Below are 26,508 nucleotides of genomic sequence, written 5' to 3'. Positions count from 1 at the left end.
AAACCTTCGACATTTGGCGGCTGTGCCTGAGACAATGCATCAATCAGACCATGATATTCGCAATCGACTGCTGATTGCCCGTCTGCCGGCAATGCCGCAGATACTCATCAAGTTGATCGAGCACTTGCAGGCCGACGACCTTGGCATGGCCGAACTGGCGGCGCTGATTTCCAGCGACGCCGGCATGACCAGCAAGATCCTCGCCGTCGCCAACAGCTCGGCCTACCATCGCTCCACCCGCGCGGTCGCCCTCGAGCCGTCGTTGATGGCGCTTGGCACCGACATGATCAAGACGATCGTGATCAGCGAATCGGTATTCCAGACCTTTAACAACTTCCCCCATTCCGGCAGCACCGACTTGCGCGGCTTCTGGAAAAATTCGCTCAGCGCCGCGGTGATCGCGCGCGAAGTGGCGCAGCGCATGGAGTACGGCCACCCGGAAGAAGCCTACCTGGCCGGCCTGCTGCACAACGTCGGACGCCTGGCGCTGCTGGCCACCGCGCCGAAAGAATACGCCTTCAATTTCACCGCCCGCGACGACGAAGACCTCTGCGCCGTCGAGCAGCGCACCTTGCAGATCACCCACGCCGAAGCGGGCGCCTGGCTGATCGAACGCTGGCATCTCGATTCCTTCCTGGCCGACTCGGTGCTGTACCACCACGAGCCGAGCGAGCGATTGCAGTCGGCCCATCCCTTGATCCGCATCGTCCGCCTGGCGCATCTGATGTCGACCCACCAGCCGGACGACGAGGCGATCGCCGGCGCCGCGCACCTGTGCGGCCTCGATCCGGACGTGGTCGACGCAATCGGCGCCGCCGCCGTGCGCCAGGTCGCCAAATCGGCCACCCAGCTCGGCATCGACCTGTCCGGCGCCGACGATATCGCGGCCCCGCCGGCGTACGCGCCGGCCATGCTCGACCCGGTGCGCCAGCGCCTGTCCGACGAAGTGCGCAACCTGGTGCTGGTGTCGGAAGTGGGCCAGACCTTCGCCCGCCAGCAGGGCGAGGACGGCCTGCTCGAATCGATGACGCGCTCGGCGCGCATCCTGTTCGACTTCGACAATACCGTCATCTTGCTGGAAAACCCGACCGGCCACGCGCTGGTCGGCATGCCCACCGGCGAGCAGCAGCGCATCGCCGAGTTTTCGATTCCGCTGCAGCGCGGCGGCGTCGTCGCCGAAGCGGCGCTTGCGCGCAAACTCGCCTTCGTCAAGCGCGACGCCGAATCGCTTGGCCTGGCCGAAGAACAGCTGTTCCGCATGCTCGGCACCGACAGCCTGGTGTGCCTGCCGCTGGTGTCGGGCGGGCGCTGCCTCGGCGTGATGATCGGCGGCCTGGCCTCGTGGCAGGTGCCGCACTGCCAGAAGCGCGAGCGCTTCATGCAGGCGTTCGGCGCGCAGGCGGCCGGCGCGCTGGAAGCGGCGCTGTCCGAGCGCGGCCAGGCGCACCGCCAGCTGGCCCACGTCGCCGAGGAATACCGCGAAGCGTCGCGCCGCGTGGTGCACGAAGTGAACAACCCGCTGTCGATCATCAAGAACTACCTGTCCGTCCTTGACGGCAAGCTGGCCAAGCGCGAGCCGGTGGTCGGCGAGATGTCGATCCTGAACGAAGAGATCGACCGCGTCGGCCAGTTGATCAACGGCCTGGCCGACCTGCAGCCGACCGAATCGAGCCGCGCCACCAACGTCGCGCGCGTCGTCGACGACGTGCTGCGCTTGTTCCGCGCCTCCGAGTTCGTGCCGGCCGGCGTGCAGATCGCCGTCAACATGCCGGCCGACGCCGGCGAGATCGACGGCGATGCCGACATCCTCAAACAGATTTTGGTCAACCTGGTCAAGAACGCCGTCGAGGCGCTCGGCACCAGCGGCCGCATCGAGATCGCCAACCGCGGCCACGTCAACCGCGACCGCACGCTGTACGTCGAGCTGGTGGTCAGCGACAACGGCCCGGGCCTGTCGGCCGACGTGCTGGCCAATCTGTTCTCGGCCGTGCGCAGCACCAAGGACGGCGCCCACCATGGCCTCGGCCTGTCGATCGTGCACGGCCTGGTCAAGAAGATGGGCGGCATGATCGCCTGCCGCAGCGGCCGCGCCGGCACCACATTCGAAATCCTGCTGCCGGCCCGTAGTGGCGCCAGCATGGTCGCCGGCGTCCAGCCGCGCGCAATGGACTCAGTTTAAGGTGACAATGAACCCGACAGCTGCCGGCGCTGCCCTGGCAATCAACCTGGCCGAGGACATTGCCGATGTCGACGCGCCGGTGCATGTATCCAACCCGGCCCCTATCCAGGCGCTTCAGTCAGATCCCGAAAACCTGCCGCGCATCCTGCTGGTCGACGACGAACCGCGCCTGCTGTCGTCGCTGTACGAACTGCTGCGCGACCGCGACTATCACCTGGTGACCGCCTCGTGCGGCAGCGAAGCGCTGGCGCACCTGTCGCGCGTGCGCTTCGACCTGGTGCTGCTCGATCTGCGCCTGCCCGACATGAGCGGGCACCAGATCATGGACTTCATCAACGACAAGGGCATCGAAGCCGATGTCATCGTCATGAGCGGCGAAGTGGGTATCGATGCCGCCATCGGCGCCCTCAAGCGCGGCGCCTACGATTACCTGCGCAAGCCCTACAGCCGCGAAGAGCTGCTCAAGACGGTGGCCAACGCGCTGCAGCAGCGCCGCCTCGAGTCGGCCAACCTGCGCATCGCCTCGCAGCTGGAAAACTCCGAAAAGCTGTACCGTTACCTGGTCGACAGCTCGCCCGACATCATCTACACCCTCAATCACGAGGGCCGCTTCACGTTCGTCAATGACCGCGCCTACCAGTTGCTCGGCTTCGCCCGCGACGACCTGATCGGCAAGCACTACTCGATCCTGGTGCACGAAGAAGACCTCGAGCGCGCGCGCTACGTGTTCAACGAGCGCCGCGTCGACGAACGCGCCTCGCGCAATGTCGAACTGCGCCTGAAGTGCCACGCCGGCGGCAGCCAGGACCGCACCTTCAACAACACCTTGATGACGATCTCGCTCAATTCGATCGGCATGCACGTGCCCGACTACGAAGTGAAAAAGCTCGAGTTCTTCGGCACCTACGGCGTCGCGCGCGACATCACCGACCGCAAGCGCGCCGAGGAAGTCATCTCGTACCAGGCCTACCACGACATCCTGACCGACCTGCCGAACCGGATGCTGTTCAAGGACCGCCTGGGCCTGGCCGTGATCCAGGCCAAGCGCAAGCTGACCGAACTGGCCGTGATGTTCATCGACCTGGACCGCTTCAAGCTGGTCAACGACACGCTCGGCCACGTCAAGGGCGACGAGCTGCTGCAGCAGGTGGCGGTGCGCCTGAAGGACTGCCTGCGCCGCGGCGATACCTTGGCGCGCCAGGGCGGCGACGAGTTCACCATCGTGCTGCCGGAGCTGCGCGACCGCGAAGACGCCAAGCTGATCGCCGACAAATTTCTCGAATGCCTGCACAAGCCGTTCGACCTCGATGGCCACGAAGTGCACATCTCGGCCTCGATCGGCATCGCCATCTACCCGGGCGATGGCGAGTCGATCGATGAATTGCTGCGCCACGCCGACATCGCCATGTACCAGGTCAAGGCGCTCGGCAAGAACGGCCACAGCTTCTATCACAACTCGATGCTCGACGTGTCGCACCAGAAGATCGCGCTCGAGCAGAGCTTGCGCAAGGCGCTCGAGCAGAACGAGCTGGAGATGTACTACCAGCCGCAGATGGACGTCATCACCGGCCGCATCATCGGCGCCGAAGGCCTGATGCGCTGGAACCATCCGCAGCGCGGCCTGCTCACCGCCGGCGAATTCCTGCCGTTCGCCGAAGACAACGGCCTGATGCTGCCGATCTCCGACTGGATGATCGGCGCGCTGTGCCGCGACATGCTGCAGTGGAACGCGCTGGGCAGCGAATCGATCCGCCTGTCGCTGAACCTGTCGCCGCAATACCTCGACCGCGGCGACTTTTTCGAAAAAATGCGCGGCGCGCTGGTGCGCTACGGGATTTCGCCGGCCCAGATCGAAGTCGAGATCACCGAGAACATCTGCATCCGCAATCCGCAGTACGCGATCGAACAGCTCAACAAGCTGTGCCAGCTCGGCGTGTCGGTGGCGATCGACGACTTCGGCACCGGCTACTCGTCGCTGTCGTACCTGCACCGCTTCCCGATCCACACCATCAAGATCGACCAGTCGTTCGTCAAGGAGATCCACGACGAGCATGGCCACTATCCGGTGATCCTGGCGATCATCTCGATCGCGCGCGGCCTCGGCCTGCACCTGATCGCCGAAGGGGTCGAGACCGACGTCCAGGCGCGCTACCTGAAGTCGAACGGCTGCCTGACCATGCAGGGCTACCTGTACCACCGCCCGATCGCGCTGTCGACCTTCATCGCGCTGCTGCGCGAGCAGGACGCCGCCGATGGCGCGCCGGGCGTGCGCGCGCTGCACGGCTGATCGCCAGGCATGCATCCGCAACCGGTCTCCGCGCGCGCACCAGCGGCCCACACGGCTGAATTCTTGCGCGTCAAGGCACTGGCCGAGCGCGGCGTCGCCAACGCCCAGCACAGCCTGGGCTTCATGTACGTCAACGGCCAGGGCGTGCCGCAAAATTACGAGATGGCGGTGGCCTGGTACCGCATGGCGGCCACCTCCGGCCTGGAACAGGCGCAGTACAACCTCGGCGTGATGTACCAGAAGGGCCAGGGCGTCGGCCAGGACTACCAGCAGGCGGTCTACTGGTACCAGCGCGCCGCCGAACAGGGCTACGCCGCCGCCCAGTACAACCTGGGCTGGCTGTACGCCAAGGGCCAGGGCGTGGCGCAGGACGCGCAGCGCGCCATGCACTGGTTCAGCCAGGCCGCCGAACAGGGCGATCCCGGCGCGCAGAACAACCTGGGCATGATGTACGAAAGCGGCAAGGGCGTGCCGCAGGACTTCCGCCAGGCGATCGCCTGGTACCGCCGCGCCGCCGACCAGGGCTACCCGCGCGCCCAGTTCAATCTCGGGCTGCGCTACGATAATGGCCAGGGCGTGCAGCACGATCCGGTGCAGGCGCTGTCGTGGTTCCGCAAGGCCGCCGAGCAGGGCCACGCACCGGCCCAGTTCAACCTGGCGCTGCGCTACGAAAACGGCCAGGATGTCGCCGCCGACAGCCAGAAGGCGGTCGGCTGGTACCGCCGCGCCGCCGAACAGGGCCACGCCAGTTCGCAGTTCAACCTCGGCCTCATCTACGACAACGGCCAGGGCGTGGTGCGCGACGAGGCGCAGGCGCTTGGCTGGTTTCGCAAGGCGGCCGGCCAGGGTCACGCCGGCGCCCAGGACAACATCGGCCTGCGCCACGAATTCGGCCAGGGCGTCGACCAGGATTACGCGCTGGCCGCCGAGTGGTACCGCAAGGCCGCGCTGCAGGGCTTTGCCAGCGCCCAGTATCACCTCGCGCAGCTGGTCGACGGCGGCTACGGCGTCGAAGCGGACCCGCAGCAGGCAGTGGAGTGGTATCGCAAGGCGGCCGAGCAGGGCCACCTGCGCGCGCAGTTCGACCTGGCGCTGCGCTTTGAAAGCGGCATCGGCGTGGCGCAGGATTACACCGCCGCGATGGCCTGGTACCTGCGCGCGGCCGAACAGGACTACGTCGCCGCCCAGTACAAGGTGGGCGTCATGTTCGACGAGGGCGACCTGGTGGCCGATGCCGGCCAGGCGTACGGCTGGTACCTGAAGGCGGCCGACCGCGGCCACGCCCAGGCCCAGTTCGCGCTGGCGCTGCGCCACGATTGCGGCCAGGGCGTGCCGCGCGACTACCAGGCGGCGCTGTTCTGGTACGAGAGCGCCGCCCGCCAGGGCCACGCGCGCGCCCAGTTCAACCTCGGTCTGATGTACCTGAGCGGACAGGGCGCCGCGCCCGACGCGCTGACGGCGGCGCTGTGGCTGCAGCGCGCCGCGCAGGCCGGCGTCGAAGCGGCCGGCCGCTACGCCAGGCAGGCCGCCGCGCGCATGGATGCGGCGCAGCGCGCCCAGTTCGAGCGCCTGGCCGAAGAGCAGCGCGCGGTCTAGCATGGCGCGCCCTGCGCCCACTCGTTTTCGATTCCCACCAATTACACAAAACATGAAAATCAAGCTCCTGGTCTGCCTCGCCTTTGGCTTCTCGGTGGCCGCGCATGCCGCCGCCCCGGTACACAGCACCCTGGCGCCGTTCGACCGCGCCGCCTATACCATCGCCCACAAGCAGTTCGTGCTGCCGAACGGCCTGACCTTGCTGGTGCACGAGGACCACAGCGTGCCGGTGGTGGGCGTGAACATGTGGTACCACGTCGGTTCGCGCAACGAGAAGCGCGGCAAGACCGGCTTCGCCCACCTGTTCGAGCACTTCTTCTTCAACGGCTCGGAAAATTATCCGCATGGCTTTCGCGAAGCGATGGACGACCTCGGCGCCAACAACCGCAACGGCACCACCAGCACCGACCGCACCAACTTCTTCGAAGACGTGCCGGTGTCGGCGCTCGAGCGCACCTTGTTCCTCGAGTCGGACCGCATGGGCTTTTTGGCCAACTACATTTCGAAGGACATGCTCGAACGCGAGCGCGGCGTGGTACAGAACGAGAAACGCCAGGGCGAGAACCAGCCTTACGGGCGCGTGCGCAACGAAGTGAGCGCCAAGATGTATCCGTATTCGCACCCGTACTCGTGGTCCGTCATCGGCAGCATGGACGACCTCAACGCCGCTTCGCTCGACGACATCAAGGAATGGTACCGCACCTACTACGGCCCGAATAACGCCGTCATTTCGCTGGCCGGCGACATCGCGCCGGAACGCGCGCTCGAACTGGTGAACAAATACTTCGGCGCGATTCCGCCGGGTCCGCCGCTGCCGCGCACCCAGACCTGGATCCCTGCGCTCGAGCGCAGCATCCGCGACGAGATGGAAGACCAGGTGCCGCAGGTGCGCATCTCGCGCAGCTACCATGCACCGTCGTGGAAGGACGTCGAGATCCGCCGCCTCGACCTGTTCGCCAACGCGCTGGCCGGCTCCAAGAGCGCGCGGCTCGATCGCCGCCTGGTGTACGAAAAAGGCATGGCGACCTCGGTCAGCGCGTCGGTCAACGACGGCGAGCTGGCCGGCATGTTTACCATCAGCGTGATGGTCAAGCCGGGCGTCGATCCGCTCGCCGTCGAACGCGAGATCGACCTGGTGCTCGCCGAACTGCTCGACAAGGGCCCCACCGCCGCTGAACTGGCGCGCATCAAGACGAGCAACCTGGCCGACTTCTCGCGCCGTATCGAACGCCTCGGCGGCTTTGGCGGGCGCTCCGACGTCCTCGCCGAAAGCATGACCTATGGCGGCACGCCGGACGCCTACCTGACCCAGCTCGAGCAGATGAACAGTGCCACGCCGGCCGACGTAAAGGCCGCCGCCAACAAGTGGCTGCGCGCAAACCACTACACGATGACGGTCAAGCCGTTCGCCAGGCTGGCCGCAGCCAAGCCGGTCATCGACCGCAAGGTGCTGCCGGCGCTGGGCGCCGCGCCCGACGTCAAGTTCCCGGCCATCGCCCGCGCGCAGCTGAAGAACGGCGTCAAGGTGATGCTGATGGAACGCCACTCGGCGCCGATCGTCAACGTCGCGCTGGCGCTCGACGCCGGCGCCGCCTCCGACGCCCAGGCCAAGGCCGGCACCGCCTCGCTGGCGCTCGACCTGCTCGACAAGGGCAGCAAGACGCGCAACGCCTTCCAGATGTCGGACGCGCTCGAGTCGCTCGGCGCGCGCCTGTCGACCGGCACCAACACCGACCTGTCGCTGGTGCGCCTGCAGGCCACCACTGCCAATTTGGCCCCATCGCTGGCGGTGATGGCCGATGCCGCCCTCAACCCGGCCTTTAGCGCCGACCAGTTCACCTTGCAAAAGCAGCGCCGCCTGGCGCAGATCGCGCAGGAGCGCGCCAGCCCGACCGGCCTGGCCACACGCATGATGCCGACCTTGCTGTACGGCGCGGAGCACGCCTACGGCCGTTCGGCCATCGGCACCGAGAAGAGCGTCGGCGCCATTCGCCGCGACGACCTGGCCGCCTGGCATGCCGCGTGGTTCCGGCCGGGCAGCGCCACCATCATCGTCACCGGCGACACCACGCTCGAGAAAGTGATGCCGGCGCTCGAGGCTAGCTTCGGCGCCTGGCGCGCCGGAAGCGCGCCGACGAAAAACAGTGCGCTCGCCGCGCGCACCACGGGCGCCAAGGTCTACCTGGTCGACAAGCCGGACGCGCCGCAATCGGTCATCGTCGCCGCCCACATCTCGCAGCCGCAGGGCCAGCCCGAGGACTTGGCGATGGAGCCGGTGATGCAGAACTTCGGCGGCATGGCCACTTCGCGCATGAACCGCAACCTGCGCCTGGACAAGCACTGGAGCTACGGCACTTCCGCCAGCCTGACCAGCCAGCGCGGCGAGCGCGCCCTGATGGTGATGGCGCCGGTGCAGACCGACAAGACGCGCGAATCGATGCTGGAAGTGGCCAAGGAAATTCGCGGCGTCGCCGGCGAGCGGCCGCTGGTCGGCGAGGAATACGCCAGCATCATGCGCAACATGACGTCGCGGCTGGCCGGCCGGTTCGAAACCATTGCCGCGCTCGAAGCGGCCGCGCTCACCTCGCTCAACTTCAAGCTGCCCGACAATTACTGGCCCGACTACGCCGCCAACATCCGCGGCCTGTCCGAGCCGCAGCTGGCGGCGGCGTCGCGCAAGTTCATCCGTCCTGACGACGTCACCTGGCTGGTGATCGGCGACCTGCGCAAGATCGAAAAAGGCGTGCGTTCGCTCGGCTGGGGCGACGTCGTCGTGCTTGACCCGGAAGGCAATCCGTTGACCCGCTAATCTTGTTGTTCAGGGGCCGCGCCGCCTTCCAGGCGGGCGCCGCCCCGTCGTCGTTGGTGTAATATACTGTATAAGCATACAGTAAAGACGTGACGATGGAACTGACCGACAAGCTCGAAATCCTGGCCGACGCCGCCAAATACGACGCGTCCTGCGCCAGCAGCGGCGCGCCGAAGCGTTCATCCGAAGGCAAGGACGGCATCGGCGCCACCAGCGGCATGGGCATCTGCCACAGCTATACGCCGGACGGGCGCTGCGTCTCGCTGCTCAAGATCTTGCTGACCAACTTCTGCATCTACGACTGCCAGTACTGCGTCAACCGGCGCACGTCCAACGTGCCGCGCGCGCGCTTTTCGGTGGCCGAAGTGGTCAAGCTGACGGTCGACTTTTACCTGCGCAATTACATCGACGGCCTGTTCCTCAGTTCCGGCATCATCCGTTCGGCCGACTACACGATGGAGCAGCTGGTCGAGGTGGCGCGCCAGCTGCGCGAAGTGCACCAGTTCCGCGGCTACATCCACCTCAAGACCATACCGGACGCCGATCCGGCGCTGATCGCGCTGGCCGGCAAATACGCCGACCGCCTCAGCGTCAACATCGAGCTGCCGACCGAGGCCAGCGTCGACCGGCTGGCGCCCGAAAAGAGCATCCACACCATCAAGCTGGCGATGGGCTCGATCCGCCGCAAGCTCGACGAAAAGGCGGAAGAGCCGAAGTCGCCCCGGTTCGCGCCGGCCGGGCAGAGCACCCAGATGATCGTCGGCGCCGACAGCAGCGACGACCAGACCATCCTCAACACGGCTGAAACGCTGTACAACAGCTACAAGCTCAAGCGCGTCTACTATTCGGCCTTCAGCCCGATTCCGCAAAGTCCGGACAGCGTGCCGCTGGCGCCGCCGCCGATGCTGCGCGAGCACCGGCTGTACCAGGCCGATTTCCTGCTGCGCAGCTACGGCTTTGCCGCCAGCGAACTGCTGCCTGCGTCCGGCGGCAACCTGGCGCTCGACATCGATCCCAAGCTGTCGTGGGCGCTGGCGCACCGCGAGCATTTCCCGATGGACCTGAACCTGGCCGACGCCAGCATGATCGCGCGGGTGCCCGGCATCGGCCTGCGCAACGCCAAGCGGCTGGTCGAACTGCGGCGGCTGCGGCGGATTCGCTATGTCGACCTGACTCGGCTGCGCTGCAGCATGAAAAAAATTGCGCCCTTCATCGTCACCGCCGATTATTCGCCGGTCAACGGGGCGGCCACTTCGGAGTTGTTGCGGCGTTCGCTGGCCGACTCGCCGCAGCAAATGAATCTATGGACGGAACTGCAGGTCGCATAAACGCGGCGGTGGCGGCCGCTGCCGGCCAGCCGCTGCTGGTGCAAAGCTTCGCCGAATGGCGCGAGGCGGCGCGCGAACTGCTGGCGTTCGAGATCGCGCCGCACACGGTCAAGTGGATCACGCACGAGGGCGGTGGCGACCTGTTTTCGGCGGCGCCTCAGCCGCAGCCTGCGCCCGCTGTTGCGTCCGCCACTGCGCCTGCAATTGGTACCGCCGACGCCATTCCCGTCCTCAACCCACGCAAGGCCAATCCCACACTGCACCTGCCGCGCAAGCTGATGGACATGCTACAAAGCGCCGCCTGCTGCCGCGTGGCCGATCGCTGGGCTTTCCTGTACCGCGTGGTGTGGCGCTGGCAACACGGCGACCAGGTGGTGATGTCGGCCGCCGACGAGGACGGCAGCCGATTGCACGCGATGGTCAAGGCGGTGCATCGCGAGGAGCACGACATGCACGCCTACATCCGTTTTCGCGAGCGTCCCGAAGAAGCCGGCGCGCCGCGCTTTGTTGCCTGGTTCGAGCCGTCCCACGACGTGCTGCCGCAGGTGGCCCAGCACTTCGTCAGCCGCATGGGCCGCATCAGCTGGATGATCGCCACGCCGGACGCCAGCGTGCTGTGGGACGGCGCCACCTTGCACAATACCGGCCCGTTGATGAGCAGCTCGGCCGACCTCGACGACCCGGGCGAAGCGCTGTGGCTGACCTACTACCGCAGCATCTTCAACCCGGCCCGCCTGAATGCGCAACTGCTGCAAAGCCACATCCCGTCGCGCTTCTGGAAGAACCTGCCCGAAGGCGCGGTGGTGCCTGAAATGATTTCGCAGGCCGCCAACGGCGCGCGCCGCACCGGCCAGGCCGAGGCGGTGGGGCAGCGGCGCGGCACCACGATTGCCATCACGCCGGCGCAGGCCCAGCCGCAGCGCGAAGCGCCGTCCACGCTCGACCAGTGCCGCCGCTGCGAGCTGTGGCAGCACGCCACGCAGGCGGTCGGCGGCGAAGGCCCGAAGCAGGCCCGCATCATGCTCGTCGGCGAGCAGCCGGGCGACCAGGAAGACCTCGCCGGCCAGCCGTTCGTCGGCCCGGCCGGCCAGCTGCTCGACGCCGCGCTGGCCGACGCCGGGCTCGACCGGCGCACGGTCTACCTGACCAACGCCGTCAAGCATTTCAAGTGGGAGCCGCGCGGCAAGCGGCGTCTGCACAAGACGCCGGCGCAGCGCGAGGTCGAGGCCTGCGCTTACTGGCTCGACCAGGAGCTGGCGCAGGTGCGGCCCGATGTCATCGTGGCGCTCGGCAGCACGGCGCTCAAGGCGGTGCTCGGCACCAGCCACGCGGTGCTGAAGGATACGCTCGGCCAGCCGATCCGCCATAACGGCCGCTGGGTCGTGACGGTGTACCACCCGTCGTTCATCCTGCGCGTGCCGGACGATGCGGCAAAGAAGAACGCGATGGCGGTAATGGTCGACGGCTTGAAGCTGGCCCAGCAATTGGCCGCCGGACAGGGACCGGCGCCCCCCGCGCCGTGATCGCTGGCGGCGCCAGGCGCCGCAGCCAAGCTGGCAAGCTCGTCCACGGGCGTCGAAAAAGTGGCACGGATTTGACAATTCCCGGGCCAGCGAGCCCGGGCGCCGCGGGCTTTCCGCCCGCTAAACGCAGCAACAGAAACTTCCGCGCTCCCCGTGATTGTGACTATATTGAGGGAGTGGGACCCCATACCGGCGTCCCGCTTCTGAGCCGCACAGTGGACTCAATTGTTAAGTCTAATCAATCGCGATGGAGGTTCATATGAAACGATTTTGCTTGCCACATTCCTCACCACACTTGCGCTCGCGGGAACAGCGCAAACTGCGCCGGACGACACATCGGTGCGCATTCCCGGCTACCAGATCCAGCTGCCGGAGCAACCCTACCGCCTGATGCCGGGCGACTTCAACGACTTCAAAGGCGCCTACGACATGTCGAACGGCGACACGATGGTGCTACGCCAATACGGCCGCAAACTGTTCGCCGAAATTGGCGACGGTCCGCGCACCGAGATCGTTCCTGCCGCGCGCAACGAATTTGTCTCGGTCGATGAGCAACTGAAAATGACGCTCAACAGGAACGTCGATGGGCTGGTAAAAGGCGAACTGCTGATGGCGTTGCCGCGGCAGACGATGGGCCAGGCAGGCGGCGCTGGGGTAACCGTCACGCTGCTGGGCCTGTAGCACCCGCATCCAAGGTGGCGCCGCGCGCCGCCGCACGGCGCGCTACGTCGCCTTGCTTACTTGTCCTCGGCCAGGTTCGCGAGCACCCGCTCGATGTCGGCCGCGTGGAAGCTTTGCGCCGGCCGGTACGCCGGCTGGCTGCAACCGATCGAGAACGCCTGGCCATCCTTGGTGCCGAGCCTGAGTTCGCCGCGCGCCGCGCATGCGGTGACCAGCGCCGGCAGCGCGTCGGCATTGCCCAGCATCGGGTGCGCTTCGACCTGCACGATATGCATCTTCGCGCGCAAGGTCTTGCACGTCGTGACGTCATCGACAATCACGCCCTCGCGCGTCGGGAACAGGCTGCTTGAGCCACGGTCGTGCTTCATCAACTGGCCAATCGCCTGCAGCATCATGGCATCACGTTGCGCTGTGCTTGGCGCGACCGGTTGCGCCAGAGCGCTATCGGCGAGCAGGCGGGCCCATTCATCGCGCAGTGGCGCGGTTCCGCCGAGCAGGGCAGGCAACCAGTGCGGCTGGCATCCGGGGTTGCCGGCGCATTCGAGCACCTGGGCAAAATCGGGCGACTTTCCTGATCGCACCTGCTGGTAGAACAGGTCGATTCGCGCCAGCGCCGTGCCCTTGCCCTGGCGCGCCGCAAGGCTGAACACGTACGCAGGCAGGCCGCAGCGGTATTCCAGCCGGCGCGAGCCGATCTGTTGTGGCGTCAGGCCTGCCCAGCTGCTGGTCCCTGCGCCGAGCATGCAGTCGGCCAGCGCATCGTCGAGCTGCGCGGCGGCCTCGGCCTTGGTTACCCAGCCCTTGCGCACCGCCAGCCACCAGCGCAGGAACTCGGCACCCCCTTCGTGGATCAGGCGCGCGTGCGCATAGCCGTCGATCTCGTCGCGCAACTGGAAGCGGTGGCTCATCTCGTGCGACACGAAGCTGGTCACAATCTGCTCGCCGCGCCGGTCCATCACGCTCGGCCAGTTGAAGAAAGCGAGCCGCAATACGTGGTCGGCGTCGCCCTCATAGCCAAATCCGCCTGGCGCGGCCATCGCATTGGCCGCCAGCACAATCGGACGAAAGCGCGCGTTGGGCAATGCCGCGCTGTAAAACTCGAACGTGCCGCGCGCCACGTCCGCGATGCGCGCCGCCAGGTCGGCGCCGACCGACGGACTGAAATACATGGCCGGTTCGCCGCCGGCAGAAAGCTGCTTCGACAGCAGCAGCACGGACGTGTCGGCCGCGGACGGATCGGCGGTCGTCACCGGTGCCGGCTGAACCTTACCGGCCAGCGCGATGCTGCCAGGCGCGACGAACCGGTAGCTCACCTTGCCGCACGTTTCCGCCGGCGCGTATTTGGACGTGTGGACGTAGACCCCTTCCCCCATCGGGAAGGCGCCGGGGAAACCGCCGTGGTTGGTGCTGCTGGCCTGCACCCGGAAACGCGGGGTGCGGCAGCTGGCGCTGATCGCATCGCCGTCAAGTTTTCCGCACGCATCCTCACTGCGCCAGCCGGCGCGGAAAGCCCGGCTGGCGCCGTCGGTCTTCTTGAATGCCAGCGTGGGGCAATGCTCGGGCAGCTCGTAACTGACATCGAGCGCATCCGCGCCAGCCAGGCTGATCTGGACGGTCACGCCGCCGGCGGTAGCGGCTGCCGGCAAGGCAAGCGCGGCGACCATTGCCAGGCGAAGAAATGTGCAAGATGCCATGTGATCGTTTTCGCAATGAAAAACCGATATTACCATGGTGGTTTCCATAGATAAACTTGTCGCGATGCTGGCAACGCCGCGGCGTGCTGCCGGGCGCTTGCCTCGTCAGGCGACGCGGTTGCGTCCGTCCTGCTTCGCCTTGTACAGCGCCTTGTCGGCGCTTTCCATCAGCGACTCGCAGGTATCGCCAACGCCCATCTCGGCGATGCCGAAACTGGCCGTCAGCGCCGGGCCGCCCTCGAGCGTGCTGGTGGCCAGCTGGATCCGGATCCGTTCGGCAATGGCGCGGGCGGCAACGCGATCGATGCCAGGCAACACGGCGACGAATTCGTCGCCGCCGAGGCGCCCGAGCAGATCGGTCGGCCGCAGCGCGTGCTGGGCAATGTTGCAAGCGTGCTTGAGCGCGCGGTCGCCCACGGCGTGGCCGAAGCCATCGTTGATGCGCTTGAAGTTGTCGATATCGAACAGGATCATCGTCAGCGCCTCACCCTGCATGCGGCAGCGCAGCATGTCGAGCCGCACGCGCTGCTCGAGGTGAGCGCGCGAGGCGGCCTGGGTCAGCGAATCGGTGTCGGCGATCCGGCGCAGCGCGATGTTGTCGGCCAACAGCGTCGGCAGCGCCAGGGCAAACAGCGAATTGGCGGCGATCACGTTGATGGCGAACTGATACACCATGGAAAATTCCTTCAGCTCGAACACGTGCACCAGCAGCGCGATGGCGACGCTGCCCAGCGCCACGCTGACAACGTTGCAGAAGGCCGATTCAGTGCTGGCGATCCACATGTAGGGGATGACCAGGAAGAAGACGGCAAACGCGCTGTTGGGCGAGCGGGTTGCATGCGCCAGCCACATCGATGCGGCCAGCAAGGTCAAGGTCAACAGCAGCTTGTACTTGAATTGCGAGGTGGCGCGCTGATGGTTCAGGTTGAACGATGCCCGCAGCGAAGCTGTTTTATGCGGATTTAACGTCACCAGCGCGGCGCCGAAGAACGGCGCGAGGACGATCACGCCGGCCATGTCGCCGATCCAGTAGGGCAGCCAGACGGTAGCGGCATCGGCAGCCGGCATCATGCCGCCAAACACCAGCGCGGCCACGCCCGTTGCCGTGGCCAGCAGCGAGCCGGCGGCGGCGATCAGCAGAAAACCGATCACCAGCAACGGCAGTTCACGCGTGCCGCGCATGACCAGCAAGCGCAGCGCGCGCGCGCCGAGCGCATACGAGCCGATGTGCGCCAGCGCGAACAGCATGCCGGCGTACGCCAGCTGCAGGTCGGTCAGCGCCACGCCGTACTTGCGTCCGACCCAGATCGTCATCAGCACGCAGCCGCCGAACAATCCCGGCAACAGGTAGGCGCCTTCCAGCAGCAACACCGCAAAAGTCAGTCCGGCCACCGGGAACCATACGCTGGCGTGCTCGGTATATTCGACCAGCCGGCCCAGCTGCCACACCAGCACCCACAGCGCCAGCACCACCACATTGGCCAACACGGGCGATTTCAGGACGACGCGCGTCGCAGCCGTTTCGCACACGCGCGACCACAGGCCCGCGTCAACGTCGTCGCACTGTGTGTCCGAAGGGCTGCCGGCTGCCGGCAAGGGCGCGACGAGCTTTGGCTTGGAGTTTTCTTGTGACATTTCGAGTATCTTTCGCCAACCTGTCGCGGCCCGCCAGCGCAAGGTCCTGCAGAATGCGTCGCTTGGCGCGGTGCCAGCGGATGCTTGCAGATCATACCCTCGGACGTCGCGAAAGGTAAGTGAAATTAACTCCGGGAAACTGGGCCGTCGGGAGATGCCAGACACGGCAGGGCGTCAGTTGCGACAGAGCGTCTGTATTTTGCCACAACTGGGGGAGACTGTGAAATGCGCCGACCCTGGGGACAGGGGCGGCGATTGAAACGAAGCGAAAAACGGTCAGGCCGGGACGGCTTCCGCTTCCGACTCGGCCGGCACGTCGACCGGCTGGCGGATCAGGAAATCGAAGGCGCTCAGCGCGGCCTTCGAGCCTTCGCCGGCGGCGATGACGATCTGCTTGTACGGCACCGTCGTCACGTCGCCGGCGGCGAACACGCCGGGCAGGCTGGTATGGCACTTGGCATCGACGACGATTTCGCCAAATTTGCTCAGCTCCAGCGTCCCTTTCAGGAACTCGGTATTCGGCACCAGGCCAATCTGCACGAACACGCCGGCCAGTTCGACATGGTGGATCTCGTTGCTGACCCGGTCCTTGTAGCTGATGCCGTTGACCTTCTGGCCGTCGCCGGTGATTTCCGTGGTCTGGGCGTTGACGTGGATGGTGACGTTGTTCAGGCTTTTCAGCTTGTTCACCAGCACCGCGTCGGCTTTCAGCGCATCGGCAAATTCGATCACCGTCACGTGCTGCACCAGGCCGGCCAGGTCGATCGCCGCTTCGATGCCGGAGTTGCCGCCGCCAATCACGGCGACGCGCTTGCCCTTGAACAGCGGGCCGTCGCAGTGCGGGCAATACGCCACGCCCTTGTTCTTGTATTCCTGTTCGCCTGGCACGTTCACATTGCGCCAGCGCGCGCCGGTCGACACGATCACGCTGCGCGAATGCAGCACGGCGCCGTTTTCCATGTGCACGGCGACCAGCCCGCCCGGGGTGGCGGCCGGCACGATGCGGTCGGCGCGCTGCAGGTTCATGATGTCGACATCGTAGTGGCGCACTTGCGCTTCGAGCGCGAGGGCAAACTTCGGGCCGTCCGTCTCCAGCACGGAGATGTAGTTTTCAATCGCCATGGTGTCGTTGGTCTGGCCGCCGAAGCGCTCGGCCGCGACGCCGACGCGGATGCCTTTGCGTGCGGCGTACACGGCAGCTGCGGCGCCGGCCGGGCCGCCGCCGACGATCAGCACGTCGAACGGCGCTTTTTCGTTCAGCCTGGTCGCATCGCGGTCGGCCGAAGTGACGTCGAGCTTGCCGACGATTTCTTCCAGCGTCATGCGGCCGGAGCCGAACAGGGTGGCGTCCTTGAACACCATCGGCACGCCCATCACCTGGCGCTCGTCGACTTCGGCCTGGTACATGCCGCCGTCGATGACGACGGTATTGATATTCGGGTTGTAGATTGCCATCAGGGCGGCGGCCTGCACCACGTCAGGGCAGTTGTGGCAGGAGAGGGACATGTACACCTCGAAGTTGCCGCCGTCGAGCGCCTTGATCTGGTCAAGTATTTCCGCGTTCACTTTCGGCGGATGGCCGCCGGTCCACAGCAGGGCCAGCACCAGCGACGTAAATTCGTGGCCGAGCGGGATGGCGGCAAAGCGCACGCCGCGCGTTTCGCCTTGCTTGGCGATGAGGAACGACGGCGCGCGGCTGTCGCTGCCCGATTCGTCGACCGTGACCTTGTCGGACAGGCTGGCGATGTCAGCCAACAGCTCACGCAGTTCCGTGCTCTTGGCGCCGTCGTCGAGCGTCGCGATGAGCGTGATCGGGGCGCGCAAGTTCTGCAAATAGCCCTGCAATTGAGTCTTTAAGGTGGCGTCGAGCATGTCAGTATCCGTAAAAAAAGTGCCTTGATTTGAAACTGCGAGAGCCGGTTCAGCTGGCTCCGCGGCAAGAAGGGCGGCAAGGCAGCACGCCCTTCTTTATCACTGCTAGTTAGATCTTGCCGACCAGGTCCAGCGATGGGGTCAGCGTTGCGGCGCCTTCGTTCCATTTTGCCGGGCAGACCTGGCCAGGGTGGGCGGCGACGAACTGGGCAGCTTTGAGCTTGCGCAGCGTTTCCTTGACGTCGCGTGCGATCGCGTTGTCATGGATTTCCAGCGTCTTGATGACGCCGTCCGGGTTGACGATGAAGGTGCCGCGCAGTGCCAGGCCTTCTTCTTCGATGTGCACGCCGAAGCCGCGCGTCAGCGCATGGGTCGGGTCGCCGACCAGTGGGAACTGCGCCTTGCCAACGGCTGGCGAGGTCTCGTGCCACACCTTGTGCGAAAAATGCGTGTCGGTTGTGACGATGTACACCTCGGCGCCAGCTTTCTGGAACTCGGCGTAGTTGTCGGCCGCATCTTCAACTTCGGTCGGGCAGTTGAAGGTGAACGCTGCCGGCATGAAAATGATGACGGACCACTTGCCTTTGAGGCTTTCATTGGTGACTTCAATGAATTTGCCGTTGTGGAAAGCTTGCGTTTTGAAAGCAGGTACTTGGGTATTGATCAGTGACATAGGAATCCTCGTTGGCCGGTTAATAAAAACTATCGAATGAGAAGAACTCATTGCATTCATCATACCCCAACTCCGGGGTGCGCCTGATTGGTTGTATCAATCGCTCCGATTGAAAATGCTATCGGCGCGCAGCGGTAGCCGGACCGATGGATGGACCGTGGAGGCGGCCCGAGCGGGCCAGTTGATGGTGTCGGGCGCAGCCGCAGCGGGCCGCGCCCCAGGGCGCTATGCGGCGGCGAGCGCCGGATGCAGGCCGGACTGGATCACCCGGCTGTGCAGTTGGCGTCCCAGCAGTTGCTCGCAGGCGCGGCCCACTTCCAGCATGGTGGCCAGGTCGACGCCGGTACGGATGCCTTCCGATTCGAGCAGGTTGACCAGGTCCTCGGTGCTGACGTTGCCGGTATGACCACCGCCGTATTTGACTTTGGCCGGGTGGCCGCCGACGCCGCCGATGGCGCTGTCGAAGTAGCGCACGCCGGCGTCGAACGCGGCCATGCAATTGACCAGTCCGGTGCCGCGCGTGTCGTGGAAGTGCGAGATGAAGGTCACGTCGGGGAAGCCGGCGATCGCGTCGCCGAACAGGGCCTTCACCGTTTTCGGCGTCGCCATGCCGGTGGTGTCGCCCAGCGTCACAAGGCGCACGCCCAGCGCGGCGAAGCGTTCGACGTCCTGCAGCACCGACGCGGTCGAGACCTCGCCTTCGAACGGACAGCCGAAAGCGACCGACAGGGTGCCGACCTTGCGGAACGACTGGCCGGCAGCGGCCACCATGTCGGCGATGTTCTGCCATTGGTCCTGGCGCGAGCGGCGCAGGTTGCGTTCGGAATGGCTGTCGCTGGCCGATGCCAGCAGGCTGATTTCATTGGCGCCAAAGCCAGCCGCCTCGTCAACCAGCGCCCGCTCGACGGCGCGCACATTGGCGCAGGTGGCCTTGTAGAACACGCCCGGCCGGCGCGCGATGCGGCGCAGCAGGTCCGACGCATCGCCGAACTGCGGCACCACGGCCGGATTCGAATACGACGTCGCTTCGACCCGCTCGAAGCCGATGGCGCCGAACTGGTCGATCAGCGCCACCTTGGCGTCGGTCGGCACAAAATCGGGCTCGTGCTGCAGGCCGTCGCGCGCAAAGCATTCACAGATGACGACATCGTTCATGACTGACTCCCTGTAGTTGGCGCACCCTTGGGTGCACCCGCGTTGCCGAAGCCGGCCAGCGCGTCCTTCCAATTGGTCTGGCGCAGGTTCTCGTCGATCGCCAGCAATTCGATCGCCATGGCGCCCTCGCGCGTCGTTTCGACGCCCTGGTCGAGGCAGCGCTTGGTCAGCCGCACCGTCAGCGGCTGCGCGGCGGCGATCTTCTGCGCCATCCCGGCGACGGCGGCGTCGAGCATGTCCGGCTGGTACACATGGTTGACCAGGCCGATCTCCTTCGCTTCGGCGGCATCGAAGACGCGGCCGGTAAACAGCAGTTCCTTGGCCATCCGCGTGCCGGCCAGCCGCGGCAGCCGCTGGGTCGCGCCGACCGTGCCCCAGCCGACTTCCGGGTAGCAGAACGTCGCCTCGGCGCTGGCCAGCACAAAGTCGCACGCCGCGGCGATCTCGCAGCCGCCGCCGAACGACGGGCCGTGCACCACCGCGATCACTGCCTGCGGCAAGCGCTCGATCGCCGCATACGCGCTAAAGCCGAGCGCCCGCCGTCCCAGCATGTCGGACGACGACAGGCTCTTGTTCTCCTTGATATCCATGCCGGCGCAAAACGCCTTGCCGGCGCCGCGCACCAGCACCACGTGCACGCTGTCGTCGCGGCCCAGCTGGTCGGTTGCGGTGAGCAGGTCGCGGCACATCTGCGCATTGCACGCGTTGCGCGCGTCGGGACGATTGAGTGTCAGCGTGGCGACCGCGCCTTGCTGGGTGACGGTCACTGTGTCAAGTTCGAGATTGGTCATGGTGCTGGTGGTCCTGAAAAAGTGGGGTGTTCGGCCGGCGGTTCATTTAGCGCCGCGAAAGCCGCGCATCATCACATTCGCATCGCGCCCGATCGCCAGGCCCGTTTCCAGCGGCACGTCGGCGACGCGATGCAACAGCCGTTTGGTGGCGCTCATCGCCAGCGGATTCCATGCCGCCATCCTGGCCGCCAGCGCAATCGCGGTGTCGAGCACGTCGGCGGCGGCGCAGACGCGGTTGGCCAGCCGCATTTCCCGTGCGCCGGCGCCGTCGAGCGGCTCGCCAAGCGCGACCAGCTCGAACGCGTCCTTGCGCCCGAGCTGGCGCACCAGGTTCGACATCACGATCGCCGGCAGGATGCCGTGCTTGAGCTCCGGGTAGCCGAAGCGCACGTCGTCGGCCATCACGGTCATGTCGCAGGCCAGTGCCAGCCCGGCGCCGCCGCCGAGCGCATTGCCGCGCACCGCGGCCACCACCGGCTTGGAGAGGCGCGAAAAGGCCGCATGCAAAGCGGTGGTCAGGTCGGCCCGCTGAGTGACCGCCGACGGGTCGTCCGGCGCCAGCGCGTCGAATTCGGACGTGTCGGCGCCGGCGCAAAACGACTTGCCGCTGCCGGTCAGCACGACGCTGCGCACGGCGCCATCGGTGTCGGCATCGCGCAGCGCCTGCAGCAGGCGAGTGGTCAGGTCGGTGTTGAGCGCATTGTGTTTTTCAGGGCGGTTCATCGTGAGGATGCGCACTCCGTCACGGTCTTCGACAAGCAAGCAAGTCATGGTGGATCCCGATGTAAGTTCGCCAGCAGATAGTATGGGGCAGGGCGCCACCAACGGCGTGGCGCCCCGACCGGTCAGTCGAGCTTCGCGCCGGACGCCTTGACGATCTTGTTGAACTTGATCTGTTCGGAGCGGTTGTACGCTTCGAATTCGGCCGGCGTGCTGCCGACCGGGATCGAGCCCATGCCGGCGATGCGCTTCGCCGTTTCCGGATCGTGCACGATGCGGTGAATTTCGGTGGAGAGCTTTTTCACGATATCGGCCGGCGTGTTGGCCGGCGCCCAGACCCCGTACCAGGTACTGATTTCGTAGCCAGGCAGGCCGGCTTCGGCCACGGTCGGCACATTCGGCAAAGCTGCGACGCGCTTGGCGGTGGTCACCGCGATCGGGCGCAGCGATCCGCTGCTGATGAACGGAGTGCTCGACGGCAGCGGGTCGAACATCAGGTCGACGTGACCGCCCATGACGTCGGTCAGTGCCGGCGAACTGCCCTTGTACGGGACGTGCTGCAGCTTCAGTCCGGCGGCCATGTTGAACGCTTCGCCGGCCAGGTGCGGCGCGGCGCCGTTGCCGGACGAGGCGAACGTCATCGGCTTGGCCTTGGCCTGCGCGATCACCTCCTTGACCGTCTTGGCGGGATTTTGCGCGGCCACCACCAGCACCATCGGCACATCGGCAATCTGCGACACGGCGGCAAAATCCTTGATCGGATCATGCGTCATCTTGACATACAGGCTTGGGTTAATCACGTGCAGCGACGCGTTGATCAGGATCGTGTAGCCGTCGGCCGGCGCCTTGGCCACCTGGTCGGCGCCGATCATGCCGCTGGCGCCGGGCTTGTTTTCGACCACGAACGGCTGGCCGAACCTGACGGCCAGCCCTTGCGCGACGATGCGGCCCATGATGTCGGTCGGCCCGCCCGGCGGGTACGGGATGATGACCCGGACCGCCTTGGTCGGATACGCTTGCGCAAGCGCCAGTACCGGGGCCGCCAGCAGGGCGGTCGCAACGGCGATTTTGGACAGGGTGGTGGTAGCGATTCTCATGATCTTGTCTCCTCTATCTTTCTTGGTTGGTAGTGCTGTGGTGGTGCGGGGGTGGCGGGTAATTCATGGTGGCGGTGTTGGCGGGGAACCTGGCTGCGGGCGCGCGTAGACCACGCGCGCCGCCTCCAGCGCCGCGATATGGCTGTCGACCAGGCCGCAGCCGCGCAGCACCTCGACGGTATGCTGGCCGAGGTAAGGCGCCAGGCAGTGCGGCGGTGGCGCGTCGAGCCCGGGCAGTACCGCGACCGGAATCGTGCCCATGCCGGGCTGGTGAAGTTCGTGGAACAACTGCTGGTGGATCACTTGCGGATGGGCGCGGAACTGCGTGTAGTCGAACACCGGCGCGCACAGCACATCCTGGTCCTGGAAGCGCTCGACCCAGTACGCGTTGTCCTGGTGCAGAAGCGCTGCCTGGATGCCGGCGTTGATCTCGGCCGCGCGCTCCAGGCGCAGCTGGTTGGTGGCGTAGGCCGGTTCGTCGGTCCACTCCGGGCGCCCCAGCACGCGCGCCATCGCGAAAAACATCTTGTCGCGCAGCGCGGTCAGGTTAATCATGCCGTCGCGCGTGCGAAACGTCCCGGACGGCACCGTCACCGGCGTCTTCGGAATGCCGGCATGCGCATGGTCGTCGATGATCGGCAGCGCCTGCAGCGCGGCGCTCACCGCCAGCAAGGTGACGTCGATGCGTTCGCCCTGGCCGCTGCGCTGGCGGGCGAACAGCGCCGCGCCCACGCGCTGCGCCGCGTAGACGCCGGCCGCCGCATCGACCAGCAGCATGCCGACGCGCCGCGGGTTGCCTTCGGCATCGCGGTTCATCACCATCATGCCGCTCATCGCCTGTACGACCGAGTCGGCCCCGGGCAGGTCGCGCGCCGGTCCATCCTGGCCGAAACCGGTCACCGACAGGTACAGCACGGCCGGGTTGATGGCGCGGATGGTGGCGTAGTCGAGGCCGAGCTTTTCCATGACGCCCGGACGAAAGCTCTCGATGACGATGTCGACATCGCGCGCCAGGCGCAGGATCAGCGCCGCGCCCTCGGCTTGGCTGGCGTCGATGCACACGGCCCGCTTGCCGAAATTGGGCGTGACCGACATCGGCGTGATGCCGTCGCTGCCGCCGCCCATCAGGCGCGCCCAGTCGCCGGCAAACGGTTCGACCTTGATCACTTCAGCGCCCTGGCGCGCCAGGATGCCGCCGCACGACGGGCCGGCAATCCCCTGCGACAGGTCGAGCACGCGCAATCCTGCGTAAGGCAGCGTCATTGTTTGTCCACCACGATGTGTTGATCGATGAGGGCGGCGATGCGCTCCTCCGAATAACCCAGCTCGCCCAGCACCTCCCGATTGTGCTCGCCAAAGCGGGGCGGCCGCATGCGCACCGAGCCGGGGGTGCGCGACATCTTGACCGGCACGCCGGTGCCGCGGTAGCCGTCCAGCTCGACCGCCATCTCGCGGTGCAGGGTGTGCGGGTGCGACAGCGCAGTGCCGACGTCGCGCACCGGGCCGGCCGGCACGCCGGAACGGGCCAGCTGTTCGCACAAGGCCTCGCCGTCATGCAGCGCCAGGGCCTGCAGCAGCGTCTCGCGCAGCGCCGGCCGGTTGGCGCCGCGCGCGGCATTGGTGGCGTAGCGCGGATCGGCGGCGACGTCGTCGAGGCCAAGCGCCTTGGCCAGCGCGCAGAACTGGCCGTCGTTGCCGACGCCGATGAAGATGTCGACGGTACGCGTCGGGAATTTATCGTAAGGGACGATATTTGGATGCCCATTGCCGAGCAGGCGTTGCGGCTTGCCCGACATGAACCAGTTGGCGCCCTGCGGGTGCAGCAGCGAGATGGCGACATCGTACAGCGCCGTTTCGATGAATTGCCCGCGCCCGGAGCGCGAGCGCTCGAACAGCGCCATCGCGATGCCGAGCGTGGCATTCAGGCCGGTGGCCATGTCGACGATCGGCACGCCGATGCGGGTGGCGCCGCCTTCCGGCGCGCCGTTGATGCTCATCAGCCCGGACATGGCCTGCACCACCGCGTCGTAGCCGGGAAGGCCGCCCAGCGGGCCGTCGGCGCCGAAGCCGGTGATGCGGCAATGGACCAGGCGCGGGAAGCGCTGCGACAGCACTTCGTCGAAATCGAGGCCCCAGCGTTCCATCGTGCCGGTCTTGAAGTTCTCGACCAGGACATCGGCGTCGGCCAGCATGTCGAGCAGTACCTCGCGCCCCGCCGGCACCGACAGGTCCAGCACGATGGCGCGCTTGTTGCGGTTCACGCCCATGTAATACGATGCGGCGCCGTCGGCGAACGGCGGACCCCACTTGCGCGTGTCGTCGCCGACCGGCGGCTCGACCTTGATCACTTCGGCGCCGTGGTCGGCCAGGATCTGCGTGCACGATGGACCGGCCAGCACGCGCGATATGTCGATCACCTTGATTCCGGCCAGGCTGCCTGTCAGGTTGGGTGGCATTGGTTCTCCTGTTGATTTCATGTGTGGCATCTCAGGTCGCGGCGGCCAGCGCCAGCGTAAGCTCGACCAGCAGTTTGCCGGTGGTGACCTGGTCGCCGGCGGCGACCGTCAGGCCGCTGACGATGCCGTCGGCCGGCGCGCAGTGCCGGTATTCCATCTTCATCGCTTCGAGCGTGAGCAGCGGGTCGCCAGCCTTGACGGCGGCGCCAGGCGCGACGAACACCGCGGCGACGCGCCCGTTCATCGCTGCGCGCACGCGGCCGTCGGCGGCGCCGTCGACGGCGGCCGATGCCGGCGCGTAGGTGACGTCGTCGAACGAGTAGACCTGGCCGGCAATCTGCAGGTCGATGCCGCCGTCGTGGCGCAGATACGGCACCACCGACGACACGCCGTCGACGGTGCAGCGCAGCTCGTCGTCGTCGCTGCGCGCAAGTGCGATGTCGATGACCTGCAGCGGCAGCGCAACCTGGTAGCTATTGGCTGCGGTGTGCGTCACGCGCGCCACCGTCACGCTGCCGGACAAGGCGTCGCGCAAGTGGATCATCGCCGATGGGCGACCGAGCGGCGCCGCGAGCCGATGGTTGCCGTCGTGGGCGCAGAGCGCGGCGGCGGCCAGCGCCACCACGGACGGTGCAGCATCGGTCGCCTGGCGGAAGATCTGGTCGCGGCCCGCTTCCAGGAAGCCGGTGCCCATGCCGCCGCGGACAAACAGCGGATGCTCCAGGCAGCGCGTGAGCAGCTCCTTGTTCGTCTTGACGCCGAACACCACCGTGTTGGTCAATGCGGCGACCAGCTGCGCGCGCGCTTCTTCGCGGTCGCGGCCATACGCGATGATCTTGGCGAACATCGAATCGTAGTACGGCGACATTTCGCTGCCCGACGACACGGCCGTTTCGACGCGCACGCCATCGGCGGCGCTCCAGCGGGTGAACAAGCCGCTTTGCGGCATGAAGTTATTGTGTTCGTCCTCGGCGCACAGGCGCACTTCGATGGCGTGCCCGGTGAGGCGCACCTCGTGCTGCGCCAGCGGCAGCGGCTGTCCTTGCGCGACCGTGATCTGCAGCTCGACCAGATCGAGGCCGGTGATCGCTTCGGTGACCGGGTGCTCGACCTGCAGCCGCGTGTTCATCTCCATGAAGTAGAACTCGCCGCTTTCGTCGAGCAGGAATTCGAGCGTGCCGACGCCTTCGTAACCGATGGCCAGGGCGGCCGTTACCGCCGCCGCCCCCATCCGCTCGCGCAGCGCTTCGCTGATGCCCACGCCAGGCGCTTCCTCGATCACTTTCTGGTGGCGGCGCTGCACCGAGCAGTCACGTTCGCCCAGGTGGATGGCATTGCCGGCGCTGTCGGCGACGACCTGGATCTCGATGTGGCGCGGATTGTGGATGACGCGCTCGAGGATGACGCGATCGCTGCCGAAGGCGTTGGCCGCCTCCGACTTGGCCGACGCCAGCGCGGCGTCGAATTCGGATGCCGCGTTCACGATGCGCATGCCGCGTCCGCCGCCGCCGGCGGTCGCCTTGATCATCACCGGGTAGCCGACCCGCGCCGCCGCCGCGTGCAGCACCGCCGGATTCTGGTCGGCGCCATCGTCGCCCGGCACGCACGGCACGCCGGCGCGGCGCATCAGCACCTTGGCGTTGGCCTTGTCGCCCATCGCGTTGATCGCTGCCGCCGACGGCCCGATGAAGGTCAGGCCGGCATCGCGGCATGCCTGGGCGAAGTCGGCGTTTTCAGCGAGGAAGCCGTAGCCCGGATGGACCGCGTCGGCGCCGCTCGCTTTTGCCGCGCTCAGCACAGCGGCGACATTCAGGTAGGAGGCCGACGGCGCGGCGTCGCCGATATGGACGGCCAGGTCGGCGGCGCGCACGTGCGCCGACGCCGCGTCGGCGCTGGAGTACACGGCGACGGTCTGGATGCCGAGGGCGCGGGCAGTCTTCATGACGCGCAGCGCCACTTCGCCACGATTGGCAACCAGGATTTTGCGGATTGTCGGCATAGTGTTTGTCCGT

The 26,508-nt window shown here is 66.5% G+C and carries 18 protein-coding genes; 7 read left to right on the top strand and 11 right to left on the bottom strand.

Going from position 1 to position 26,508, the window contains the following annotated elements:
- The first annotated feature begins 91 nt into the window (after positions 1 to 91).
- From CR105_RS04990 to CR105_RS04960, 7 genes are all read left to right on the top strand, one after another.
- Positions 92 to 2,179 (top strand): HDOD domain-containing protein, encoded by a 2,088-nt coding sequence (locus CR105_RS04990; protein ID WP_099787314.1) that lies wholly within the window; start codon positions 92 to 94, stop codon positions 2,177 to 2,179.
- A gap of 7 nt (positions 2,180 to 2,186) precedes the next feature.
- Positions 2,187 to 4,466 (top strand): putative bifunctional diguanylate cyclase/phosphodiesterase, encoded by a 2,280-nt coding sequence (locus tag CR105_RS04985; protein WP_099787313.1) that lies wholly within the window; start codon positions 2,187 to 2,189, stop codon positions 4,464 to 4,466.
- Positions 4,467 to 4,475: 9 nt separating this feature from the next.
- The gene (locus CR105_RS04980) at positions 4,476 to 6,062 is read left to right on the top strand and encodes a tetratricopeptide repeat protein (protein ID WP_099787312.1); all 1,587 of its coding nucleotides are present in this window, start codon (positions 4,476 to 4,478) and stop codon (positions 6,060 to 6,062) included.
- A gap of 52 nt (positions 6,063 to 6,114) precedes the next feature.
- Positions 6,115 to 8,871 (top strand): M16 family metallopeptidase, encoded by a 2,757-nt coding sequence (locus CR105_RS04975; protein WP_180288092.1) that lies wholly within the window; start codon positions 6,115 to 6,117, stop codon positions 8,869 to 8,871.
- Positions 8,872 to 8,966: 95 nt separating this feature from the next.
- Entirely contained in the window at positions 8,967 to 10,199 is a 1,233-nt protein-coding gene (locus CR105_RS04970; RefSeq protein WP_099787310.1) for a putative DNA modification/repair radical SAM protein, read from the top strand.
- Positions 10,175 to 11,722: a UdgX family uracil-DNA binding protein gene (locus CR105_RS04965; protein ID WP_099787309.1), complete on the top strand. Its 1,548-nt coding sequence runs from the start codon at positions 10,175 to 10,177 to the stop codon at positions 11,720 to 11,722. The genes CR105_RS04970 and CR105_RS04965 overlap by 25 nt, the downstream gene beginning before the upstream one ends.
- A gap of 270 nt (positions 11,723 to 11,992) precedes the next feature.
- Positions 11,993 to 12,403 (top strand): hypothetical protein, encoded by a 411-nt coding sequence (locus CR105_RS04960; RefSeq protein ID WP_131021594.1) that lies wholly within the window; start codon positions 11,993 to 11,995, stop codon positions 12,401 to 12,403.
- Between the two features lie 56 nt (positions 12,404 to 12,459).
- Here CR105_RS04960 and CR105_RS04955 read toward each other — a convergent pair whose 3' ends face one another.
- The 11 genes from CR105_RS04955 to CR105_RS04905 all read right to left on the bottom strand — a co-directional run bounded on the left by CR105_RS04955 (position 12,460) and on the right by CR105_RS04905 (position 26,495).
- On the bottom strand, positions 12,460 to 14,097 hold the full coding sequence (locus CR105_RS04955; RefSeq protein ID WP_131021595.1) for a hypothetical protein: 1,638 nt from the start codon (positions 14,095 to 14,097) through the stop codon (positions 12,460 to 12,462).
- A 105-nt stretch (positions 14,098 to 14,202) separates the two neighbouring features.
- Entirely contained in the window at positions 14,203 to 15,732 is a 1,530-nt protein-coding gene (locus tag CR105_RS04950) for a GGDEF domain-containing protein (protein ID WP_099787306.1), read from the bottom strand.
- Between the two features lie 276 nt (positions 15,733 to 16,008).
- Positions 16,009 to 17,604: an alkyl hydroperoxide reductase subunit F gene (gene ahpF, locus CR105_RS04945; protein WP_099787305.1), complete on the bottom strand. Its 1,596-nt coding sequence runs from the start codon at positions 17,602 to 17,604 to the stop codon at positions 16,009 to 16,011.
- A 109-nt stretch (positions 17,605 to 17,713) separates the two neighbouring features.
- A complete protein-coding gene (gene ahpC, locus CR105_RS04940; protein WP_099787304.1) occupies positions 17,714 to 18,277 on the bottom strand; it encodes an alkyl hydroperoxide reductase subunit C in 564 nt (187 codons plus the stop codon).
- A 225-nt stretch (positions 18,278 to 18,502) separates the two neighbouring features.
- Entirely contained in the window at positions 18,503 to 19,432 is a 930-nt protein-coding gene (locus tag CR105_RS04935) for a hydroxymethylglutaryl-CoA lyase (protein WP_099787303.1), read from the bottom strand.
- Positions 19,429 to 20,223, bottom strand: a complete 795-nt coding sequence (locus CR105_RS04930; RefSeq protein ID WP_099787302.1) for an enoyl-CoA hydratase/isomerase family protein — start codon at positions 20,221 to 20,223, stop codon at positions 19,429 to 19,431. The genes CR105_RS04935 and CR105_RS04930 overlap by 4 nt, the downstream gene beginning before the upstream one ends.
- Positions 20,224 to 20,265: 42 nt before the next feature.
- A complete protein-coding gene (locus CR105_RS04925; protein WP_099787301.1) occupies positions 20,266 to 20,994 on the bottom strand; it encodes an enoyl-CoA hydratase/isomerase family protein in 729 nt (242 codons plus the stop codon).
- Positions 20,995 to 21,068: 74 nt separating this feature from the next.
- Positions 21,069 to 22,040 (bottom strand): tripartite tricarboxylate transporter substrate binding protein, encoded by a 972-nt coding sequence (locus CR105_RS04920; RefSeq protein ID WP_099787300.1) that lies wholly within the window; start codon positions 22,038 to 22,040, stop codon positions 21,069 to 21,071.
- A gap of 63 nt (positions 22,041 to 22,103) precedes the next feature.
- Positions 22,104 to 23,303, bottom strand: coding sequence for a CaiB/BaiF CoA transferase family protein (locus tag CR105_RS04915; RefSeq protein ID WP_099787299.1), 1,200 nt, complete (start codon positions 23,301 to 23,303; stop codon positions 22,104 to 22,106).
- A complete protein-coding gene (locus CR105_RS04910; protein ID WP_180288091.1) occupies positions 23,300 to 24,496 on the bottom strand; it encodes a CaiB/BaiF CoA transferase family protein in 1,197 nt (398 codons plus the stop codon). The genes CR105_RS04915 and CR105_RS04910 overlap by 4 nt, the downstream gene beginning before the upstream one ends.
- Positions 24,497 to 24,527: 31 nt before the next feature.
- A complete protein-coding gene (locus CR105_RS04905; protein ID WP_099787298.1) occupies positions 24,528 to 26,495 on the bottom strand; it encodes an acetyl/propionyl/methylcrotonyl-CoA carboxylase subunit alpha in 1,968 nt (655 codons plus the stop codon).
- Between the last annotated feature and the right edge of the window lie 13 nt (positions 26,496 to 26,508).

The organism is Massilia eurypsychrophila (assembly GCF_002760655.1).
In the GTDB taxonomy this organism is placed as follows: Bacteria; Pseudomonadota; Gammaproteobacteria; order Burkholderiales; family Burkholderiaceae_D; genus JAFCUW01.
This window is presented reverse-complemented; position numbering and strand designations above follow the sequence as displayed.

Bases quoted from the DNA above. Each gene is read 5' to 3' on its own strand.
- CR105_RS04955 (WP_131021595.1), bottom strand. From the start codon at position 14,097: ATGGCATCTTGCACATTTCTTCGCCTGGCAATGGTCGCCGCGCTTGCC.
- CR105_RS04930 (WP_099787302.1), bottom strand. From the start codon at position 20,223: ATGACCAATCTCGAACTTGACACAGTGACCGTCACCCAGCAAGGCGCG.
- CR105_RS04965 (WP_099787309.1), top strand. From the start codon at position 10,175: ATGGACGGAACTGCAGGTCGCATAAACGCGGCGGTGGCGGCCGCTGCC.
- ahpC (WP_099787304.1), bottom strand. From the start codon at position 18,277: ATGTCACTGATCAATACCCAAGTACCTGCTTTCAAAACGCAAGCTTTC.
- CR105_RS04915 (WP_099787299.1), bottom strand. From the start codon at position 23,303: ATGACGCTGCCTTACGCAGGATTGCGCGTGCTCGACCTGTCGCAGGGG.
- CR105_RS04975 (WP_180288092.1), top strand. From the start codon at position 6,115: ATGAAAATCAAGCTCCTGGTCTGCCTCGCCTTTGGCTTCTCGGTGGCC.
- CR105_RS04950 (WP_099787306.1), bottom strand. From the start codon at position 15,732: ATGTCACAAGAAAACTCCAAGCCAAAGCTCGTCGCGCCCTTGCCGGCA.
- CR105_RS04970 (WP_099787310.1), top strand. From the start codon at position 8,967: ATGGAACTGACCGACAAGCTCGAAATCCTGGCCGACGCCGCCAAATAC.
- CR105_RS04910 (WP_180288091.1), bottom strand. From the start codon at position 24,496: ATGCCACCCAACCTGACAGGCAGCCTGGCCGGAATCAAGGTGATCGAC.
- CR105_RS04980 (WP_099787312.1), top strand. From the start codon at position 4,476: ATGCATCCGCAACCGGTCTCCGCGCGCGCACCAGCGGCCCACACGGCT.
- CR105_RS04905 (WP_099787298.1), bottom strand. From the start codon at position 26,495: ATGCCGACAATCCGCAAAATCCTGGTTGCCAATCGTGGCGAAGTGGCG.
- CR105_RS04990 (WP_099787314.1), top strand. From the start codon at position 92: ATGCCGCAGATACTCATCAAGTTGATCGAGCACTTGCAGGCCGACGAC.
- ahpF (WP_099787305.1), bottom strand. From the start codon at position 17,604: ATGCTCGACGCCACCTTAAAGACTCAATTGCAGGGCTATTTGCAGAAC.
- CR105_RS04925 (WP_099787301.1), bottom strand. From the start codon at position 20,994: ATGACTTGCTTGCTTGTCGAAGACCGTGACGGAGTGCGCATCCTCACG.
- CR105_RS04985 (WP_099787313.1), top strand. From the start codon at position 2,187: ATGAACCCGACAGCTGCCGGCGCTGCCCTGGCAATCAACCTGGCCGAG.
- CR105_RS04935 (WP_099787303.1), bottom strand. From the start codon at position 19,432: ATGAACGATGTCGTCATCTGTGAATGCTTTGCGCGCGACGGCCTGCAG.
- CR105_RS04920 (WP_099787300.1), bottom strand. From the start codon at position 22,040: ATGAGAATCGCTACCACCACCCTGTCCAAAATCGCCGTTGCGACCGCC.